This window comes from Ruegeria sp. CJ9 (assembly GCF_056536625.1).
Genome location: NZ_JBQFPY010000004.1, coordinates 92,039 through 107,809, shown reverse-complemented (window position 1 = coordinate 107,809; position 15,771 = coordinate 92,039). Strand labels below are relative to the sequence as shown.

17 protein-coding genes are annotated in these 15,771 nt (G+C 58.3%); 5 read left to right on the top strand and 12 right to left on the bottom strand.

The window, feature by feature from the left end:
• Window positions 1-3: 3 nt before the first annotated feature.
• From ACR0AJ_RS10180 to ACR0AJ_RS10140, 9 genes are all read right to left on the bottom strand, one after another.
• Entirely contained in the window at window positions 4-2,457 is a 2,454-nt protein-coding gene (locus tag ACR0AJ_RS10180) for a GcvT family protein (protein WP_480740787.1), read from the bottom strand.
• Window positions 2,458-2,547: 90 nt separating this feature from the next.
• On the bottom strand, window positions 2,548-3,519 hold the full coding sequence (locus ACR0AJ_RS10175) for a GlxA family transcriptional regulator (protein ID WP_170351026.1): 972 nt from the start codon (window positions 3,517-3,519) through the stop codon (window positions 2,548-2,550).
• A gap of 10 nt (window positions 3,520-3,529) precedes the next feature.
• The gene (locus tag ACR0AJ_RS10170) at window positions 3,530-4,423 is read right to left on the bottom strand and encodes a homocysteine S-methyltransferase family protein (RefSeq protein WP_170351027.1); all 894 of its coding nucleotides are present in this window, start codon (window positions 4,421-4,423) and stop codon (window positions 3,530-3,532) included.
• A gap of 12 nt (window positions 4,424-4,435) precedes the next feature.
• A complete protein-coding gene (locus ACR0AJ_RS10165; protein WP_170351028.1) occupies window positions 4,436-5,488 on the bottom strand; it encodes an alcohol dehydrogenase catalytic domain-containing protein in 1,053 nt (350 codons plus the stop codon).
• Window positions 5,489-5,500: 12 nt separating this feature from the next.
• A complete protein-coding gene (locus ACR0AJ_RS10160) occupies window positions 5,501-5,977 on the bottom strand; it encodes a cupin domain-containing protein (protein WP_170351029.1) in 477 nt (158 codons plus the stop codon).
• Between the two features lie 17 nt (window positions 5,978-5,994).
• Window positions 5,995-8,445, bottom strand: coding sequence for a GcvT family protein (locus ACR0AJ_RS10155; RefSeq protein ID WP_170351030.1), 2,451 nt, complete (start codon window positions 8,443-8,445; stop codon window positions 5,995-5,997).
• A 15-nt stretch (window positions 8,446-8,460) separates the two neighbouring features.
• On the bottom strand, window positions 8,461-8,841 hold the full coding sequence (locus ACR0AJ_RS10150; protein WP_170362333.1) for a GFA family protein: 381 nt from the start codon (window positions 8,839-8,841) through the stop codon (window positions 8,461-8,463).
• Window positions 8,842-8,845: 4 nt separating this feature from the next.
• Window positions 8,846-9,469 (bottom strand): LysE family translocator, encoded by a 624-nt coding sequence (locus tag ACR0AJ_RS10145; RefSeq protein WP_170553116.1) that lies wholly within the window; start codon window positions 9,467-9,469, stop codon window positions 8,846-8,848.
• Window positions 9,469-10,038: a helix-turn-helix domain-containing protein gene (locus tag ACR0AJ_RS10140; RefSeq protein WP_170351033.1), complete on the bottom strand. Its 570-nt coding sequence runs from the start codon at window positions 10,036-10,038 to the stop codon at window positions 9,469-9,471. The genes ACR0AJ_RS10145 and ACR0AJ_RS10140 overlap by 1 nt, the downstream gene beginning before the upstream one ends.
• Here ACR0AJ_RS10140 and ACR0AJ_RS10135 point away from each other — a divergent pair.
• Both ACR0AJ_RS10135 and ACR0AJ_RS10130 read left to right on the top strand, forming a co-directional pair.
• The gene (locus tag ACR0AJ_RS10135; protein ID WP_254429602.1) at window positions 10,027-10,437 is read left to right on the top strand and encodes a DUF1294 domain-containing protein; all 411 of its coding nucleotides are present in this window, start codon (window positions 10,027-10,029) and stop codon (window positions 10,435-10,437) included. The two genes, ACR0AJ_RS10140 and ACR0AJ_RS10135, sit on opposite strands and share 12 nt — an antisense overlap.
• A 105-nt stretch (window positions 10,438-10,542) precedes the next feature.
• Complete coding sequence (locus ACR0AJ_RS10130) at window positions 10,543-10,938, top strand: SHOCT domain-containing protein (protein ID WP_170378302.1); 396 nt, start codon at window positions 10,543-10,545, stop codon at window positions 10,936-10,938.
• Window positions 10,939-10,991: 53 nt separating this feature from the next.
• Here the strand turns inward: ACR0AJ_RS10130 and ACR0AJ_RS10125 are convergent, their stop codons facing one another.
• Entirely contained in the window at window positions 10,992-11,444 is a 453-nt protein-coding gene (locus ACR0AJ_RS10125) for a GAF domain-containing protein (protein WP_170362335.1), read from the bottom strand.
• Between the two features lie 54 nt (window positions 11,445-11,498).
• The gene (locus ACR0AJ_RS10120) at window positions 11,499-12,671 is read right to left on the bottom strand and encodes an acetyl-CoA C-acyltransferase (RefSeq protein WP_480740785.1); all 1,173 of its coding nucleotides are present in this window, start codon (window positions 12,669-12,671) and stop codon (window positions 11,499-11,501) included.
• A gap of 101 nt (window positions 12,672-12,772) precedes the next feature.
• On the opposite strand from ACR0AJ_RS10120, the gene ACR0AJ_RS10115 reads away from it, so the two are divergent.
• The 3 genes from ACR0AJ_RS10115 to ACR0AJ_RS10105 all read left to right on the top strand — a co-directional run bounded on the left by ACR0AJ_RS10115 (window position 12,773) and on the right by ACR0AJ_RS10105 (window position 15,373).
• Complete coding sequence (locus tag ACR0AJ_RS10115; protein ID WP_170398259.1) at window positions 12,773-13,111, top strand: STAS domain-containing protein; 339 nt, start codon at window positions 12,773-12,775, stop codon at window positions 13,109-13,111.
• 32 nt (window positions 13,112-13,143) lie between these two features.
• Window positions 13,144-13,584, top strand: a complete 441-nt coding sequence (locus ACR0AJ_RS10110) for an ATP-binding protein (protein ID WP_254437451.1) — start codon at window positions 13,144-13,146, stop codon at window positions 13,582-13,584.
• A gap of 211 nt (window positions 13,585-13,795) precedes the next feature.
• A complete protein-coding gene (locus tag ACR0AJ_RS10105) occupies window positions 13,796-15,373 on the top strand; it encodes a gamma-glutamyltransferase family protein (protein ID WP_480663869.1) in 1,578 nt (525 codons plus the stop codon).
• Window positions 15,374-15,398: 25 nt separating this feature from the next.
• On the opposite strand, the gene hspQ is transcribed toward ACR0AJ_RS10105, so the two are convergent.
• Window positions 15,399-15,725, bottom strand: a complete 327-nt coding sequence (hspQ, locus tag ACR0AJ_RS10100) for a heat shock protein HspQ (protein ID WP_170398253.1) — start codon at window positions 15,723-15,725, stop codon at window positions 15,399-15,401.
• Window positions 15,726-15,771 lie beyond the last annotated feature (46 nt).

The window sequence follows — 15,771 nt, the reverse complement described above, 5'->3', positions numbered from 1 at the left end:
TGATTACACCTTAACGCGCTCGGATTTCGGGTCATACATCGGCTTCAGCGAAGCCTCTGCCTTGACCTTCACACCGCACACGTCGATCTCGTAGGTCGAGGCCAGCACATCTGCTGCCTTCTCACCCTCACACGGGACATAGCCCAGACCGATGGCACCACCCAACGTGTGGCCATAGTTGCCTGAACTCAGATAGCCCACATATTCGCCATCCCGGATAATCGGTTCGTTGTGGAACAGCAGCGGTTCGGCGTCAGTCAGTTTGAACTGCACCAGGCGATTTTTGGGCCCGTTTTCCTTGCGCGCAATCACCGCCTCGCGGCCGATAAAGTCACTGCCCTTGTCGACCTTCACGGCAAAGCCCAGGCCCGCATCGACCACGTGATCCTCACAGGTGATGTCATGGCCGAAATGGCGGAAGCCCTTCTCGATCCGGCAACTGTCCATCATATGCATGCCACACAGTTTCAGACCCATGTCCTGCCCGGCCTCATGCAGGGTTTCAAACACGTGCCCTGCCATGTCGGATGAAACATAGATTTCCCAACCAAGCTCACCCACATAGGTCACGCGATGCGCGCGGGCGAGGCCCATGCCAATCTCAATCTCCTGCGCGGTGCCAAACGGGTTGGTCGCGTTCGAGAAATCGCTTGGCGAGACCTTTTCAAGCAGCGCGCGCGCATTCGGGCCCATAACGGCCAGAACGCCCTCGCCCGCGGTGACATCGGTGATGACCACGTTGAAGTTACCTGCGTGACGCATCATCCAGGTCTGGTCCGCCAGACGGGTCGCCGCCGGAGTGACCACCAGATAGGAAGTTTCCGTCAGGCGGGTGACGGTCACGTCCGCCTCAATCCCGCCGGTACGGTTCAAAAACTGAGTATAGACGATCTTGCCATTCGGCACCGAATAGTCGCCGCCGCCGACATAGTTCATGAACTTCTCAGCATCCGGTCCTTCGACGCGGATTTTACCGAACGAGGACATATCGTACATGCCCACATTCTCACGCACGGCGTGGTGTTCGGTGGCCGAGTTCTCGAACCAGTTCTGGCGCTTCCAGCTGTAGTGGTATTCACGCTCTTGCCCTTCATTGGCAAACCAGTTGGCGCGCTCCCAACCAGCCAATTCGCCCATCACGGCGCCCTGTTCCAGCAGATGATGGTGGAACGGGGTCCGCCGCACACCCCGCGCGGAGGCTTTTTGGCGATAGGGATAGTGGTCGGCATAAAGCAGGCCCAGCGTTTCCTTAGAGCGTTCAAACAGATACTGCTTATTGCCCTGGAAAGGTTGCATCCGGCTGATGTCCACATCGCCCAGATCAAACGGCTTCTCGCCCGTATCCATCCATTCAGCCAGCGCCATACCCGCGCCACCGGCGGACTGGATACCGATCGAGTTGAACCCCGCGGCAACCCAGACATTGTCCATCTCGGGCGCGAGGCCCAGATGGTATGCATCATCGGGTGTGAAAGACTCCGGTCCGTTAAAGAAGGTATGGATACCGGCCTCGGCCAACATCGGCATCCGTTCACAGGCAGCTTCGAGGATCGGTTCGAAGTGATCAAAATCTTCAGGCAGCTGGTCAAACTCGAACGTGTCAGGGATGCCGTTCATCGCCCAAGGCTTGGCGTTGGGCTCAAAGGCCCCTAGCAGGATTTTTCCTGCGTCTTCCTTGTAATAGGCGCATTCATCCGGCACCCGCAGCACCGGCAACTGGGTCAACCCGTCAATACTCTCGGTGACGATATAGAAGTGTTCGCACGCGTGCAGCGGGACATTGACGCCCGCCATGCGACCGACCTCATGCCCCCACATTCCCGCACAGTTCACCACCATGTCACATTCGATATGACCCGAGGCACTGCCGTCATCCGCAACCCAATCGACACCGGTCACCTTGCGGCCCTGTTTGACGATATCGGCAACCTTCACCCGCTCTTTGACAACCGCACCGCGTTGGCGTGCGCCCTTGGCCAAAGCCAGCGCAATGTTCGCCGGATCGCCCTGCCCGTCCAGCGGCAGGTAAACCGCGCCCGTCACACCTTCGAGGTTGATATGCGGATAAAGTTCCTGAACGCGTTCGTTGGAAATCTCTTCGACTTCCACCCCAAAAGCGCGAGCCATGGCGGCCTGGCGATAGATTTCTTCCTTGCGCTCTTCGGTCAACGCCACAGTGATCGACCCGCAGCGTTTGAAACCGGTGGCCACACCGGTCTCTTCCTCAAGCGAGCCGTAAAGCTCCTGACTGTATTTCGCCAACTTGGTCATGTTCGCCGTGGCGCGCAGCTGCGCGATCAGACCGGCGGCATGCCATGTGGTGCCGCTGGTCAGTTGCTTGCGCTCCAGCAGCACAACGTCATTCCAGCCCTTCTTGGTCAAATGATATGCGACAGAGCATCCGATGACGCCGCCGCCGATGATGACCACTTTGGCCTTGCTGGGAAGATCAACCATCCTGAGAATCTCCGATGTGTCAGGTTTGCGCCAAAATGCCACGGAAGATCGACAATAAATGCGCCAAAACCGTCACTGTATTGGCGATTTTCACCGTTGTATCGCGGCCCGTTTTTCCCGCCTTACAACAAAGGGCGTAACCCCAAAGAAGCTTTTGTAGACCGAGGAAAAACCGTTGGGAAATCCGCAGGCAAGCCCGATTTCACGAACGCTCATTGTGGTGTTCAGCAGCAGGTTATTGGCCTTGGCCAGTCGCATTTCACGATAGAATCCATTGGGCGTGGTACCGAAAAAGGTTTTGAACTTCCGCTCTAGCGACCGGTTCGACAGGTGCAGCGACTCGACGATCTGATGGATTGGCATCGGGTCTTCAATGTTGGCCTGCATCAGCTTGATGCACTGATCCAGTCTGGCGTCGCCCGTCGCGGTCAGTTTCGCCCCGGAAAACGGCTGCATTGATGAAAAATCGCGGATGTTTTCATGCAGCATGATATCGGCCACCGTCATCTTGGCAGGTCCCGAGATATGGCGACCGATCACCGCCAGCGCCACATCTGTTGTCGCCTCCATCCCGGCACAGGTCACCACCGCGCCCTGTTCGGTGGCAATGGACAGCTTGGCCTCGAACCGGGCGCCGCGCTCACGCAGGAACGAGGCGTTCTCCCAATGGGTCGCCATGTCGCCCGTGCCGTGTTCGTTGATATAGCGGCTGGCGGCCTCGGCCAGAAGGAACACCTTGGCCCCGCGGAACGTATAACTCGACACGACGCGCCCCAGTGAAAGGTCAGGGTGATCCGGGTCAGAATTGCCGATCACGAACAGGTAATCCGCCTTGGGCTGCGCCGGAACGGGATCGGTCTGAACCATCGCTTCACTGCTGCTGGATATCGGGCCCCCTTTCAGTGACCGGTAGGCATAGGAGAACGGAGGCGTTGGGCACACGCGGTTGGCCAGTCGCAGAACTTCAACCAGCGAGGCCAGTTCCAACAACACATAGCCGGGTGCCACCAGGATATCGAAGTGCTGCTGTGTCTGCGGTAAGTTGTCCGAACGTGTCCGCATCGCCTTTTCCTCAGACAATCCGGTGGCCGGCTGCGCGCAGCCGGCCGGCCAGCGTTTCGATGTGATCCGGGCCAACTTCGCAACAGCCACCCACAATCGTCGCCCCCTGCGCCACCCAGGCCATGGCGTGATCGGCATAGGCATCAGGTCCAAGATCCTGACGTTGTTCCAATGCATCGACTGTGGGTGCGTCTTTCAGAAATCCTTCTGATATTCCGGTGAACCCATTGGCATAGGCCCCGAACGGGCGGCCAATCTGCGCAATGATCGGCAGCGCCGCGGGAATCGCCTCGGGACGCGAACAGTTGATCAAGATGGCGTCGGGCGCAAAGCGTGCCACAACCGGTTCGATATCCCTCAACAGCTCGCCCGAGCGTAGGCGGGTTCCGTCCTCATCCATCACCGACAGCCCCAGCCAGACAGGTTTGCCGCAGCCCTCTGTCCCGCGCAAAGCGCCTTGGGCTTCCCGCACCGAACACACCGTTTCAATCAGGAAAAGATCGACGCGCGTGGTCATCAGCGACACTAGCTCCCGAAACTTATTCGCTGCATCTGTCGGGTCAGGGTTCAGGTCGGGTCGGTACGAAGCCAATAGCGGCCCTAGCGATCCGGCAATCCGCCCTCTGGTTCCTGCACATGCTCGTTCTGCCTGGGTCAGGGCAGTGTCGATCAGGTTTGCGACCTGATCCTCCATCCCCACCCGCACCAGACGCGAGCGGTGGACGGCATAGGTGTTTGTGGTGGCGACAGTCGCACCACGACGAAAGTAGTCGTCATGTACGTCACCCACCAGTTCGGGATAGTCGATCATCACCCGCGTCGACCACAGTGGCGTGGCCCGGTCCCCGCTGCGCTTGACCAGTTCCTGTCCGATTGAGCCATCCAGAAGAGTGATATCCGCCATATCTCATCCTATTCAGGGAATCAGCACAAGTTTGCCCGCAAACGCCTTGGATTGAAAATCAGCCTGCGCGGTTGCGATGTCCTTTAGCGGATAAGTCTTTGCGATCAAGGGCATGATGCGCCCGCCATTGATCATCTCAACCAGCCGTCCGAACACCTCGAACGCCTGATGCGTACAGCCGTGAATGGTGATGTCGCGCAAATAGATATCTCGCAGGTCGGCCTTTACGATCGGGCCGGCGATGGCACCTGAAACCGCGTAGTGGCCACCCGGTTTCAACGCCAGGATCAGGCCGGGCCATGCCGGGCCGCCCACAACGTCGATCACCACGTCGAACATATCGGCTGGCAGTGCCGCATCACGGTCGAACGTATCTGCGGCGCCTTGCAATTTGACCACTTCGGCCTTGGACGGGCTGGTCACGCCCCAGACGGTTGCCCCCCGCAACACCGCCAGCTGTACGGCCGCCAGACCGACGCCACCTGACGCGCCGGTGATCAGCACTTTTTGCCCCGAGGTCACACCTGCGCGGGCCAGCAGGTTCTCGGCCGTGCCAAAAGCGCAGGGGATGGCGGCGATTTCCACGTCAGACAGGGGCGAGGCGCTGACGTCATACAGATCATCCGCCTCAACCAGACAGTATTGCGCAAATGCGCCGTCCAACTCCGAGCCCAGCGCAACGAAACCGGTCGGGTGACCGGGTCTGGGGCGTGGCAGGTTTATCGGGCAGGTCACGCGTTGGCCCGGTTGGAACGCCACCCCTGAACCCACTTGTTCAACGACACCACACAGATCACCACCCTGAATGCGTGGAAACTGCAGCGCACCGCCCCAACCTCCGGCATCGACGTCCTGATCAACAGAATCCGTCGCGCCTGTCACATCCGAGGAATACCAGCCGACCCGCGTATTGATATCCGTGTTGTTCACTCCTGCGGCCAACACCCGAACCAGCGCCTGCCCCGGACCCGGTTGCGGTACCGGAAGGTCGTCGCGCCATTCCAACGCCTCGGGTCCGCCGTGTTGGGTCAGATAAACGCCGGACATGACTGTGGGTGTCGTCATCAGATACTGCCTTTATGCCTGATCGTCTGGATGCGACGGAACGGGACCCATCGGGATGATGTCATAGCGGGCGTTTAGTGCTGCCATCTTAGCCTCATCAGCGAAATCGGCGTTGGTCATAGTCGAAAGTTCTGCAAGGAAACCGTCAAACCCCGAAGGCTGAAAAATCATCAGCATCCGCGCCGGTGCCCCATCGGCCACGCGACAAGCATGCGGAACCCCTGGCGGGACATGCATCGTGGTACCCGGACCGCATCGATGCCAGTCACCGTCGACATAGAAATCCACTGCACCTTCCAAGAAATAGAAGGACTCGGCATGGGTATCGTGGCGATGAAGGCCAAGCGCGAAGCTGGCCTTCAGATTGTCTTCCATGAGCGTATAGGCGCCATTCGTATCCCGGGCCGAAACCTTTACGAACGTATGGTCGTTTTCCCAGTCATAGTTGGGACCCTCACCGGGCCCCAATTTGGAATATCGCTTGCTCATGGCTCCTCCGACAGGGGTTAGGCGCGCAGCCGCTCGTTCTGAGGATCCCACAGCGGTTGATCCTCTTCTACCACGGCGCGGCATTTCCGGCCGTAAATTTCGACCTCAAGTTCGGTGCCGGGGTTGGCAAGCTCGGCCTTGATCATGCCCAGCGCAATGGATTTGCCAACACGGTAGCCCCATGCGCCCGAGGTGGTTTCGCCAACGATCTCACCATTCTGCCAAATGCAAGACATGTAGGGTGCGTCGCAATCGCCTGCGTCCACAGTCAGGGTGACAAAGGATTTCTTCACGCCCTGCTGTTTTTCGTTCTGGATCGCGGCCTTGCCGGGGAAGTCCTGCGGCTTGTCCAGCTTGACGAACCGCCCCAGTCCACCTTCCAGCAGCGAATAGTCGGTCGACAGGTCGCCTTTCCAGGCGCGATATCCCTTTTCGATCCGCAGCGAATTCAAGGCATACATACCAAACGGCTTGGCCCCGGCATCAATGATCGCGTCATAGATCGCAGGCATATGCTCGTTCAGTGCATGCACTTCCCAGCCCAGCTCGCCGGCAAAGGACACGCGGATCAAATAGGCAGGTTGCCCGGCGACGGTGGCCGCTTGGTGGGTCAGCCAACCTGTGGTCAGATCGGCATCCGTCAAACCCGACAGGATATCCCGCGATTTCGGTCCGGTGACGATCAGTGTATCGCGTGTGGTGGTGACATCCTCGACCGAAACACCAGCAGGCATCGCATTCACCAGAATATCGCGGTCATGCCATTGCGCCGTTGCGGCCGTTATCATGACGAACTCATCCTCGCCCAAACGCAGGCAGGACATCTCAGTCAGGATCCGGCCCCGATCGTCCGAGATATAAACCAAATTGATGCGGCCGACCTTGGGCAGACCACCCGCGACCAGCCCGCGCAACGCCTCGGCCGCGCCCTCGCCTTTGACCATAAAGCGCGAAAAGCCCGGCAGATCCAACACACCGCAATGGTCGCGTACAGCCTCGCATTCTTCTTTGACGCGCTGCTCCCACGGGCCCGAGCGGCCCCAGGTATGGGTGGCTTCAAGCGAGGTGTCATCGCCGGGTTGTGCGAACCAGTTGGCCCGTTCCCAACCGTTATATACTCCCATGACGCCGCCCAGTTCCTTCACCTTGGCGTGGACCGGCGACAGTTTCTTGTCGCGTGCGGCCGGCCATTCGTGTTGGGGATAGTGCATGGCGTATTCGTTGCCATAGACCTCAAGCCCTTTCTGGTTGCAGTAATCCTGATCGGTGTAATCGGTATAGCGGCGCGGATCGACGGCCCACATATCCCATTCGGTGTGACCATCGACAATCCATTCGGCCAGCACTTTGCCTGCACCACCGCCTTGCGCGATGCCGAAGGTAAAGGTGTGCGCCTCGAACGCGTTTTTGACGCCCGGCATTGGCCCAATCAGTGGCAGACCGTCCGGCGCGTAAGGAATCGGGCCGTTGATCACGCGACCAACGCCCGAGGTTGCCATCAGCGGCACCCGCTCCATCGCGTCGGTGACGATGTCCTCAATCCGATCCAGATCGTCATTCCAAAGCTGGAACGAGAAATCCTCGGGCATCGGGTCGTCTTCGCTCATCCAGTGGCCCTTGCAGTTGGGCTCATACGGGCCAAGGTTGAAGCCGTGCTTCTCTTGCCGCAGGTAGTACGAGATATCTACGTCGCGCAGCAGCGGCAGCTTCTTGCCGCCGTTTTCCTTGGACCATTCTTCAACCTCGGGGATTTCGTCGGTCAGCAGGTACTGGTGACTCATGACCATCGCGGGCACAGTGCGGCCACCGTAAGGCTTGAACCACTCACCCACGCGCTGCGCGTAATATCCAGCAGCGTTGACCACATAATCACAGGCGATATCGCCCTTGTCAGTGTGTACGGTCCAGGTTCCATCGTCGTGCTGGGTCACGCCGGTTGCCGGGCAGAACCGGATGATCTTTTGTCCCATGTCGCGGGCACCCTTGGCCAACGCCTGTGTCAACTGCGCCGGGTCAATGTCACCATCGGTCGGATCATACAGCACGCCCTCAAGATCATGCGTTTCAAGGAAGGGATAGCGTTCCTTGGCCTCTTCTGGGGTCCACATCTCCATCGGGATGCCTTGGTACAGGCCCATCGACATGGCACGCTCAAACTCCTGCATCCGCTCTTTGCTGTGCGCCAAACGGATCGAGCCGGACTGATGATAGTTCATCGGATAGTCGACTTCTTCACCCAGCCGCGCATACAGCTCGGTCGAGTACCGCTGCATGTTCATGATCGCCCACGAGGTCGAGAAGGTCGGCACGTTACCCGCCGCATGCCAGGTCGAGCCTGCGGTCAGCTCGTTCTTTTCCAGCAGAACGCAGTCGGTCCAGCCTTTCTTGGCCAGATGGTACAGCGAGGAGGCTCCCACCACACCGCCACCGATAACAACCACGCGGGCTTTTGTCGGAAAATCGCTCATTGGTCTTGATCCTTGTTACTGTGCCCGTTGGGGCAGATCGTCTGTGATGTCATAGTAATCGCCCTTGTCAGCGACAAAGATATGCCGGGCGAGGTGCAGTCCTGTGGGCTCATCCAGTGCGCCCATGGAAATCGAAATCGTGTCTTCGTCATTGTGCTGCCAAAACAGGAACGAACCGCAGGCGTTGCAAAAGCCACGCCGAGCAATGTCCGAGGCACGGAACCAGTTCAGCGTATCGCTGGCAGCGAAGCTGAGGTTGTCCTGATGGGTCGAGGTCGAAGACCAATAATGCCCTGATTGCTTGCGGCACTGACCGCAATGGCAGGCCGAGGGCGGCGACAATTCTCCGTCAATCGTGAACGCGACCGCGCCGCACAGGCAGGAACCGGCTTGCATGTCATTACCCCCTTGTTGCGGGCGTGGAGCTGGCCCCCAGCAACACGCCATAGATGATGAAACAGGTCGCCATGACCCGGCGCACCCAGATGTTGAACACCGCCCCCAGTGCCGCCTTGCCCATCAGCGCGCCCAGCAAGGTGAACCCGGTATAGCTGAGCGTGGTGATGACCAGCGCGGTGGGCATGATCACCCCCATCTGCTGCCAGATCGGCACCTCGGGCTGCACAAATTGCGAAAAGGCCGCCAGATATCCCGCCACGCTTTTGGGGTTGATCGTCGCCACGGCCAGCGCGTGCAGATAGACATGACGTGCAGGCCGTTCCGAAGCTGGCGCAGGTTTCGTAGCATTCATCCAGCCACGAATACCCACCCAGATCAGGAAACCCGCGCCCACCAGCTTTGCGATGAAGAACCCGGTTGGAGAGGCCGCGATCAGCGCGGTCACACCCAGCGCTGACAGGATCAGAAACGCGCTGGCCTGCGTCAGGATTGCCAGAACGCCAAGCATCGCCTTTGGAAACGGCAGGCTCATCCCATTCGAAATACAATTGACCGCATTCGGCCCCGGGGTAGTTACGAAGACTACCCAAAACAGCGCGAATATGGTCCAGGCCTCGAAACTCATCAGTACACCGGCGGGGCGATGACCCAGATGGCCACGGCGGGCTCATCATAGGGGTTGGCCCATTGATAGGATTCATGCCTGATGCGGAAACTGTCACCCGGCCCCACCGTGAACTGGTTGGAGCCTATGGTCAGATCCAATCGGCCAGAGATCATGTAACCAACCTCTTGCGTCGGCCGATTGGCTGGTTTCTGCATGCTGGAGCGGGGCTCGAATGTGGAATGTACCATCTCGAAGTCATCAGTCAGATCGGGCGAAAGCAATTCTTCGATCAACCCTTCCTCACCCGAGCCCATCGGACGGCGCGATCCGGCGCGCACCACGTAACCCTGTTCGGCCACCGGCACCGAGGAATGCGCAAACAGCATCGACATCGGCACACCCAGACACTCAGCAATCTGGCGCAGGTCCGAGATCGAGGGATCGGACATGTCGCGCTCAACCTGGCTGAGCCATCCGACCGACCGGTTCAGCCGCGCTGCAATCTCGGTCAAGGTCAACCCGCGCGCCTTGCGCAGGGCGCGGATATCCGCACCAAGTGTCGCGCTGTGGGGGGCTTGGGTATTCACCAGGGGCGTTCCGATTCTTGTGAAAATTTCCTCTCCTTTTTCACGATGGCTGAGAATCATGAAATTTCCAAGAGTTTTTTCATTTCACTTGATCAGTTTGCTTGGTATGCCTTTCGCATGTGGATTGCAGTGATCTATTTATGGGGGATCAACACCCTGACACTATTGGCCTTTGGCTGGGACAAGGCCCGCGCACGACGGCGCAAAAACCGGGTGCCGGAACGCCGCCTATTATGGCTGGCCGCGCTTGGTGGCAGCCCCGGCGCAGTGGTCGGGCGATGGATTTTCAGGCACAAAACCCGCAAACGCGGGTTTTCAGTCTGGCTGTTCGCTATAACTGGAGTTCAAATGACTCTAATATTCTTGGTGATGACCGAAGCCTCGGAAAAACTACTGTAAAAATATTATATTCACCTAAAACAATATCTAACCATATCGCCAACTGTCTGTTACAAATAGGTATCTCTGTGCGCAGAGATTTCTATTTTTTATGCAAAGGGTTGGATGAATATGGAAAACGGGATCGGTTTCTTCGATATAGTCTGGTCAATCTTCTGGTTGTTTCTGATGGTTGCCTGGTTCTGGGTGATGATTTCGGTCGTTGCCGATGTCTTCCGCTCAAAGGACCTGAGCGGCGGAGGCAAAGCGTTGTGGATCGCCTTTGTGATCCTGATCCCCTGGTTGGGCGTGCTGTGCTATCTCATCGTGCGCGGGGATAAGATGCACCAGCACAATGTCGAGACCATGAATCAGATAGAAGAGGCGCAGAAGGATTACATCCGCTCGGTCGCGAGCGTATCCGCCGCGGATGAATTGGAACGGCTAGCCAAGCTCAAGGAGAGCGGCCATCTGACGGAAGAGGAATTCGCCGCGCAAAAGGCCAAGATCCTGGCAAGCTGATAAATCGCGACCCTTTTTGAACATCAATCAGCCGGGACATGTCCCGGCTGAATTCATCTTGCAAAAACGTCGGTCAGAATGGCGCCAAGCGCTGTGGCGTCCTGATCGGTAAATGCGTCCGGCTGATTGCTGTCGATGTCGAACACCGCTATCACCTTTCCCGATGCGTCCCGCACTGGCAGCACCAATTCTGACCGGGTGGACGTCGCACAGGCGATGTGACCCGGAAAGGCTTCGACATCCGGCACAAGCTGCACTTCGCCAGTCCGCGCGGCAGCACCACAGACGCCCCGGTCGAACGGGATGACCAAACAGCCGTGCCCACCCTGATAGGGACCGATCTTTAACAAACCGGGCTGGGTCACGCGGTAAAAGCCAGTCCAGTCGAACCGGTCATCGGCGTGATGCACCTCGCAGGTAATTGTCGCCATTAGGGCAACCTGATCCGTTTCACCTTCGGTCAGGGCGGCGATGGTTTTAGCAAGCGTGTCGTAATCGGCGGTCATGATTGAGCTCTTTGGAAAAGGTTTATCCCGCAGTATGTGGAATAAACCCAAGCGTCAAACGCGTTCGATGGCGATGGCCGTGCCTTCGCCGCCACCGATGCAGATGGCAGCCACGCCGCGTTTGAGGTTCCGCTTTTCCAGTGCGTTGAGCAGAGTGACCATGATCCGAGCGCCCGAGGCGCCGATTGGATGCCCCAAAGCGCAGGCCCCGCCATTTACGTTCACCTTGTCGCGCGACAGGCCCATTTCGTGCATAAAGGCCATGGGTACAACGGCAAAGGCCTCGTTCACCTCCCACAGGTCGACGTCATCTTTGGACCAGCCGATATTCGACAGTAGCTTCTGTGCGGCCGGAACCGGCGCGGTCGTGAACAAACCCGGGGCCTGCGCGTGGCTGGCATGACCAATGATCCGGGCACGCACAGTCAGGCCCTGCGCTTCGGTCGCCTCAGCCGAAGCCAGTAGCAACGCGGCTGCCCCGTCAGAAATCGATGACGAATTGGCTGCCGTGACCGTCCCATCCTTACGAAAGGCAGGTTTCAGCGTCGGGATTTTATCTGGCCGGGCGGATTGCGGCTGTTCATCTTGGGCAAAAGTGACCTCGCCCTTGCGGGTCTTGGAGGTAACAGGTGTGATCTCACCCTCGAAGGCACCACTTTCCTGTGCAGACAGGGCGTTGGAAAGCGACTGCAGCGCGTATTCGTCCTGCGATTCTCGCGTGAATTGATAGGCTTCGGCGCAATCCTCGGCGAAAGTGCCCATCAGGCGGCCTTTGTCATAGGCGTCCTCGAGGCCGTCCAAAAACATGTGATCAACCACCTGACCATGCCCGATGCGCGCACCGCCGCGCATTTTCGGCAACAGGTAAGGGGCGTTGGTCATACTCTCCATGCCACCTGCGATCATCGTATCAGCGTGACCCAGAGCAATCTGGTCAAAGGCGATCATGGCAGCCTTCATTCCCGACCCGCACATCTTGTTCAGGGTTGTTGCGGGCACCTCTTCACCCAATCCCGCCGCAAATCCGGCCTGTCGTGCCGGGGCCTGGCCCTGGCCGGCGGGCAGAACACAGCCCATCAGCACTTCGTCGACCGTATCAGCGCCCGCGCCGCGCAGCGCAGCACGAATGGCGCTCCCGCCCAATTCAGCAGCGGCAATACCGTCGAACATACCCTGAAACCCGCCCATGGGCGTCCGCGCCGCCCCCGCGATAACAACCTGTTTCATCGCGATGATCCTCCTCTTTCAGCTTTGATGGATACCGAATAGTAAGAATTGTCGTCTAGCGTATTTCTACTAGCGAGTTTCATATTAGAGGACCGTCGCGCATGGCCTTGACCAGCACAACGACCGACGCAACCCAAATTATCAAAGTGCATTCCGACCGGATTGATGCGGCCATGGCCATCCAGTTCAAGGAAGATATGCGCAATCAGGCCGAAGGCGGGGCCACACGCGTGGTGCTGGACCTGACCAGTGTCGAGTTCATTGATTCAAGTGGCTTGGGTGCCATCGTCGCCTCGATGAAACAGCTTGGAAATGAGCGCAGGCTGGACCTGGCTGGGCTGCACCCTTTTGTTGCAAAGGTATTCCGCCTGACCCGTATGGACACGGTGTTCAAACTGTATCCAACCCTGGATGATGCCCTGTCGACCGCCGCGGATTGACCTAATTGACTATCTGAATAGGCGCGATGCCCATGTACAACGGCAAGTGTTTAGATCTGAGCTTCGCAGCAACTGAGACCGAGGCCAGTGCCGGGATCGCGCAACTCAGCCGGGGGTTGGCGGCGCATGGGCTTCCGGCGCACAAGGCGGGTGATGTGAAAATCGCGCTGGCCGAAGCAATCAATAATGTGGTCGAACATGCCTATGCCGACATAACTCCGGCCAAGGTGAAGGTTCGGTGCCGCCTGCATCAGAACTGGCTTGAGATTTTGATCTCGGACACTGGCAACCCGTTACCCGGATTTCGGGTACCTGACGGCATCCCGGCATCACTGGGATCGACGGTCGAAGACCTGCCCGAAGGTGGGTTCGGTTGGTTTCTAATCCACGAACTGACCAGCGATATCCGCTACGAACGAAGCAATGGTTGTAACCGGTTGTCGCTGCGCTTTGACTTTCCAGAGCCCACCTGACGGCAAGAAAACGTCACAATAAGGCCCAGATCGAACCATTGTAACGCCGCAAACAAAGGGCAAAAGAGTAATTGTAGCTCAGATAGCTTCCCTCGGCGCCACGTGTCACAGCCCCCACCCAGTGAACGGCGCCGAGGAACTTCCCTTTGATTTGACTGGACAACCCCTGACTGCGCGATACCTTCGGCGCGTTCAATCGGGGAATAATGTCATGCGGGATTTTCACTCACCGGGTCGATCCGAAGTTCTGGCGACCGAAGGGATGTGCGCCACGTCGCATCCCTTGGCCGCAAAGGTCGCTGTGGACATTCTTACTCAGGGTGGCAACGCAATGGATGCCGCCATCGCCGGGGCGGTGCTGCTGGGTATTTGTGAACCTCAGATGACCGGGCTGGGCGGCGATTGTTTCGTGCTGTACAACCGGGCGGGTGAGGATCAGATACGCGCCCTGAATGGTTCGGGCCGCGCGCCTGCAGCAGCTAGCGCAGAAAAACTGCGGTCGCAGGGGCTGACAAAAGTGCCTTTGAACACAGCAGACGCTGTAACCGTTCCCGGCGCCGTCGATGCGTTCTGTCATCTGGCGCAAACCGAGGGCAAACTGGGGCTTGAGGCCATTTTGCAACCCGCCATTCACTATGCCGAAGCTGGGGTGCCGGTTGCCCCAAGGGTGGCGTTTGATTGGGAAACAGGGGCAGCCACTCTACAGGGGGCCGCGCGGACGCAATACCTGATCAATGACAGTGCTCCTAAAACTGGGCAGGTGTTTCGCTCTCGAGGGCAAGCCGAAGTCTTGCGCCAGATTGCTCGTACCGGGCGGGATGCGTTTTACTCCGGTGACATCGCCGAGGACATGGTCGCTGCACTCACCCAACTCGGCGGCGTTCACACGATTGAGGATTTTCTGGCCACCGCATGCACTGAAACACAGCCTGTCAGAGGTGACTACAATGGGTTGGATTTGGTTGAACATCCACCAAATGGCCAGGGCGCCACGGCCATTCTTTTGCTGAATATCCTCAAGAACTTCGACCTAGCCAGCATGGACCTGTTCGGGGCGCAGCGTTTGCATATTGAGGCGGAGGCTTCGAAACTCGCCTATGACGCGCGCAACCGCTTTATCGCCGATCCCGATCATACAACACATGCGGATCGGTTCACGGATCAGGATGTGGCCGACAGGCTGGCCGCGCTAATCGACCCGAAACGCGCCATGCCCGCCGCCGCCCCGCTGACCGAGGCGATTCACAAGGACACCGTCTATATCACCGTTGTGGATCGGGACAGAATGGCGGTTTCGCTGATCTATTCCATCTTTCACAGCTTCGGTTCGGGGATCGCATCCGAAAAATACGGCATTCTGCTACAAAACCGAGGCGCAGGCTTTACCCTGCAATCGGGTCATCCGAATGAACTGGGCGGCGGCAAACGCCCCATGCACACAATCATTCCGGGGCTGTTGACGCAAAAAGGTCGTGTGCTGATGCCGTTCGGCGTGATGGGTGGCGCCTATCAACCCACCGGCCACGCCCGGTTTGTGTCAAATTTGACGGACCACGGGTTGGGCCTTCAGGCCAGCATCGAGGCACCGCGCGCCTTTGCCGACAATGGCGTATTAAAGCTGGAACGCGGAATTTCGCCCAGCACCATCCAACAATTACGTGATTTAGGGCACACTGTAGAGATTCCAGAAACGCCGTTGGGCGGCGCACAAGCCATTCGAATCTGTGAGGATGGCGTTCTTCAAGGCGCAAGCGACCCGCGAAAAGACGGGTGCGCCCTTGGGTACTGACGGGCCGACACCCGGCCAAGCACCCTTAGTTCAGATGGAAGTGGAGCGGATAGGCGCCGTTTTCAAACGGACCGAACATATCGGGAATATCGGGGTGTTCAACCGGCTCACCCGATTGGTCGGCGACCAGATTTTGTTCAGAAACATAAGCCACATAGAAGGATTGATCGTTTTCCGCCAACAAGTGGTAAAACGGTTGGTCCTTGATCGGGCGGCTGTCTTCGGGGATGGCCTGATACCATTCTTCCGTGTTCGCAAACTCGGGGTCCACGTCAAAAATCACCCCTCGGAAGGGATGTTTTTTATGACGGACGACCTGTCCCAGGCCATACTTGGCGTGTGTCTTCAGCATAGTTTATGCCCCCATTGAACTTACTACCTCTTTCCGGGCGGAAATG

Bases quoted from the DNA above. Each gene is read 5' to 3' on its own strand.
- ACR0AJ_RS10180 (WP_480740787.1), bottom strand. From the start codon at position 2,457: ATGGTTGATCTTCCCAGCAAGGCCAAAGTGGTCATCATCGGCGGCGGC.
- ACR0AJ_RS10175 (WP_170351026.1), bottom strand. From the start codon at position 3,519: ATGCGGACACGTTCGGACAACTTACCGCAGACACAGCAGCACTTCGAT.
- ACR0AJ_RS10170 (WP_170351027.1), bottom strand. From the start codon at position 4,423: ATGGCGGATATCACTCTTCTGGATGGCTCAATCGGACAGGAACTGGTC.
- ACR0AJ_RS10165 (WP_170351028.1), bottom strand. From the start codon at position 5,488: ATGACGACACCCACAGTCATGTCCGGCGTTTATCTGACCCAACACGGC.
- ACR0AJ_RS10160 (WP_170351029.1), bottom strand. From the start codon at position 5,977: ATGAGCAAGCGATATTCCAAATTGGGGCCCGGTGAGGGTCCCAACTAT.
- ACR0AJ_RS10155 (WP_170351030.1), bottom strand. From the start codon at position 8,445: ATGAGCGATTTTCCGACAAAAGCCCGCGTGGTTGTTATCGGTGGCGGT.
- ACR0AJ_RS10150 (WP_170362333.1), bottom strand. From the start codon at position 8,841: ATGCAAGCCGGTTCCTGCCTGTGCGGCGCGGTCGCGTTCACGATTGAC.
- ACR0AJ_RS10145 (WP_170553116.1), bottom strand. From the start codon at position 9,469: ATGAGTTTCGAGGCCTGGACCATATTCGCGCTGTTTTGGGTAGTCTTC.
- ACR0AJ_RS10130 (WP_170378302.1), top strand. From the start codon at position 10,543: ATGAATATGGAAAACGGGATCGGTTTCTTCGATATAGTCTGGTCAATC.
- ACR0AJ_RS10125 (WP_170362335.1), bottom strand. From the start codon at position 11,444: ATGACCGCCGATTACGACACGCTTGCTAAAACCATCGCCGCCCTGACC.
- ACR0AJ_RS10120 (WP_480740785.1), bottom strand. From the start codon at position 12,671: ATGAAACAGGTTGTTATCGCGGGGGCGGCGCGGACGCCCATGGGCGGG.
- ACR0AJ_RS10115 (WP_170398259.1), top strand. From the start codon at position 12,773: ATGGCCTTGACCAGCACAACGACCGACGCAACCCAAATTATCAAAGTG.
- ACR0AJ_RS10110 (WP_254437451.1), top strand. From the start codon at position 13,144: ATGTACAACGGCAAGTGTTTAGATCTGAGCTTCGCAGCAACTGAGACC.
- ACR0AJ_RS10105 (WP_480663869.1), top strand. From the start codon at position 13,796: ATGCGGGATTTTCACTCACCGGGTCGATCCGAAGTTCTGGCGACCGAA.
- hspQ (WP_170398253.1), bottom strand. From the start codon at position 15,725: ATGCTGAAGACACACGCCAAGTATGGCCTGGGACAGGTCGTCCGTCAT.